Raw genomic sequence first — 2,974 nt, forward strand, 5'->3', positions numbered from 1 at the left:
AAAGCCGACGCCGAAGGCGATGCCGATGAGGCCGAAATTCTTGGCGCGGTTCTCTTCATTGCTGATGTCGGCGATGTAAGCCGAGCAGGTCGCGAAGCTGCCACCGCTCAACCCCGCCAGCATGCGCCCGATGAACAGCATCCAGAAGCTGGTCGCGACCGCGCAGATCAGATTGTCGATGGCGAAGGTCAGAACCGAGAGCAACAGCACCGGTCGGCGCCCGAAGCGATCGCTCAGATTGCCGAGCAACGGCGCGAACAGGAACTGCATGCCGGCATAGACGACGAGCAGCCAGCCACCATCGAGCGCCGCATCGCTGACGGAACCGCCGGTGAGCTGCTCGAGATAAACGGGCAGCACCGGCATGATGATCGCGATCCCGATCACGTCGAGAAACAGGATCATGAAGACGAGGAAAAGGCCGCGGCGGACGAATTTTGGGTCGAGCATGCGAAGTCTCTACAGCTGTTTGTTTTCTGGAAAGACGATCTCATCGCCGCCCGTTCTACATACCGCAGGCAAAACAGCGAAACAATACGTGAACATTTCAATTGTTTTGATAGGCTCACGACTTCCGTTGATGGCGAACCGGAACAAAGCGCGCACCTAGCGCTGTTTTTGTGGTTCCGCCTTGATGAAGTCGACGAAGGCGCGCAGCGCCGCCGGCATGTGGCGACGGCTGGCGTAATAGAGGAAAGGTCCGGAAAATTCGGTCACCCATTCCTCCAGAATGAGCTCCAGCCGCCCGGCCTCGACCTCGGGCACCACCACCTCCTCGAAGGTGCGCATGACGCCGAGGCCGGCAATTGCGGCTCCCACTTCGATCTCGATAGCATTGGCCGACACCTGCCCCGTCGGCGTGATCATCAGCGTCTCGCCATCGCGGTCGAATTCCCACGGCGTCGCGCTCGTGCCGCTCAGGAACCGGTGGATGATGCAATCATGGTCGATGAGATCGCGCGGATGCTTCGGCATGCCGCGACGCTTCAGATAATCGGGCGACGCGGCCGTCACATAGCGCTGCCGGCGCGGGCCGATCGGCACGGCGATCATGTCGCGCTCCAGCCGCTCGTCATAGCGAATGCCCGCATCATAGCCGGCGCCGAGCACATCTATGAAACTGTCCTCGCCGATCACCTCGATCCGCACCTTCGGATAGGCCTTCAGAAAACGGTTGATGATATCGGACAGGAAGGAGCGCGCCGCGATGGTTGGCACGTTGAGCCTGAGCGTGCCCGATGGCCCCTCTCGAAAGCTGTCGAGTTGCCCGAGAGCCGACGCGACCTCTCCCAACGCCGGCGCCAGCCGTTCAAGAAGCCGCTGCCCGGCCTCCGTCGGCGTCACGCTGCGCGTCGTCCGGTTGAGAAGCCGAACCCCCAGCCGCTCCTCTAACCTTCTAAGGGAATCGCTGAGCGAAGATGCCGAAACGCCCCGCTTGCGCGCCGCCGCGCGAAAGCTGCGCTCTCTAGCGATTGCCGTGAAGGCATCGAGGTCGCTGAGTGGAAGATCATCCATTGTGCATTTTCCCGCACGATCGGCTCAAATTAAGCCGAACTATCGCACAGGGGCGCACGATACGAAAGCCGGTGAACGCGGTCCGGATCGCCGGAACCGCTATCCGTCAGACCGGACCGGAGAAGGTATCGCAGGCCTGCATCTGGCCGCTGTCGAAGCCGCGCTTGAACCATTTCACGCGCTGCGCCGAGGTGCCGTGGTTGAAGCTCTCCGGCACGACATAGCCCTGGCTGCGCTTCTGCAGCGTATCGTCGCCGATCTGTTGCGCGGCATTCAGCGCCTCCTCGAGGTCGCCTGCTTCGAGAATACCCTTTTGCTGGGTGAACTTGCCCCAGATGCCGGCGAAACAATCAGCCTGCAGTTCGACGCGCACCGACATTTTGTTGGCGTCGGCCTCGCTCATGCGCTGGCGCGCCTCGTTGAACTTGGGCAGGATGCCGAGCAGGTTCTGCACATGATGGCCGACCTCGTGCGAGACGACATAGGCCTCGGCGAAATCGCCCGACGCGGCGAACTTGCGGCTGAGCTCGTTGAAAAAGGCCGTGTCGAGATAGACCTTGCGGTCCTGCGGGCAATAGAACGGCCCTGTCGCGGCGGATGCGAAGCCACAGCCCGACTGCGTCTGTCCGGAGAACAGCACCAGCTTTGGATCTTCGTATTCACGCCCCATCGATTGGAAGATGCCCTGCCACGTATCCTCGGTCTCGGCGAGCACCGTGCGCACGAAGGCGGTCATCTCGTCATTGGCGGGTGTCTGGCTGCCGCCGGACTGGCTCTGCTCGTAACCCGGCCCACTAGACATGCCTCCATCCATCACCTGCAGGAGGTCGATGCCCATGGCCTTGAAGATCAGATAGAGCACGACGAGGAAGATGATGGTGCCGATGCTGAGCCCGCCGCCGCGCCGGCCCATGCCGCCGCCGGACGGAAAGCTGAAGCCGCCCCCTCGTCCCAATCCACCCATGGAAGGATCACCGCGACGATCCTCGATATTGTCGGACTGACGCCGGCCTTTCCATTCCATGATGATCTCCCCGCAGAGACTGCTTGCTCTCTCATCTCTTATATATCCGGGGGAATGGGAAATTCCAGCCGATTTCAACCACGCGTATCCGCCCTTCGCGGCCACGACAGGCGCTTGACGCGCGCCTTGCTTTCGCCCCTTCTGCACGAGGGAGATATCGGAGGAGAACTGGGCATGAAGGCAGTGCGGCTGGAAGCAATCGGGAAACTCTCATTCAGTGAGGTGGAAAAGCCAAGCCCCGGTCCGGGCGAACTGCTTGTCCGCGTCGAGGCCTGCGGCATCTGCGGCACCGACAGGCACCTGCTTCACGGCGAATTCCCATCCAGACCACCCGTCACGCTCGGCCACGAATTCACCGGCATCATCGAGGAGATCGGCCCCGCCGTCAGCGGTTTTCGCGAGGGCATGCGCATCACCGGCGACCCGAACATTTCC

Annotated in this window: 4 protein-coding genes; 1 reads left to right on the forward strand and 3 read right to left on the reverse strand. The window is 61.8% G+C overall.

The genetic code is table 11. From position 1 onward, the window contains the following. The 3 genes from B3605_RS04065 to B3605_RS04075 all read right to left on the reverse strand — a co-directional run. A partial coding sequence (locus B3605_RS04065; protein WP_296432424.1) for an MFS transporter occupies positions 1-450 on the reverse strand: 450 nt, incomplete at its 3' end. A 156-nt stretch (positions 451-606) separates the two neighbouring features. Beyond that, on the reverse strand, positions 607-1,515 hold the full coding sequence (locus B3605_RS04070) for a LysR family transcriptional regulator (protein WP_112944384.1): 909 nt from the start codon (positions 1,513-1,515) through the stop codon (positions 607-609). A 106-nt stretch (positions 1,516-1,621) separates the two neighbouring features. After that, positions 1,622-2,539, reverse strand: coding sequence for a KPN_02809 family neutral zinc metallopeptidase (locus tag B3605_RS04075; protein WP_296432425.1), 918 nt, complete (start codon positions 2,537-2,539; stop codon positions 1,622-1,624). A gap of 174 nt (positions 2,540-2,713) precedes the next feature. Between B3605_RS04075 and B3605_RS04080 the strand changes: the two genes are divergently transcribed. After that, positions 2,714-2,974: alcohol dehydrogenase catalytic domain-containing protein (locus B3605_RS04080; protein WP_296432426.1), on the forward strand; the 261-nt coding region annotated here is incomplete at its 3' end.

The sequence above is a fragment of the Rhizobium sp. UBA1881 genome, assembly GCF_002338015.1.
Lineage (GTDB): Bacteria > Pseudomonadota > Alphaproteobacteria > Rhizobiales > Rhizobiaceae > Rhizobium.

What these genes read in the sequence shown, in the direction of transcription:
- B3605_RS04070 (WP_112944384.1), bottom strand. Translation starts at nt 1,515, where the DNA reads ATGGATGATCTTCCACTCAGCGACCTCGATGCCTTCACGGCAATCGCT.
- B3605_RS04075 (WP_296432425.1), bottom strand. Translation starts at nt 2,539, where the DNA reads ATGGAATGGAAAGGCCGGCGTCAGTCCGACAATATCGAGGATCGTCGC.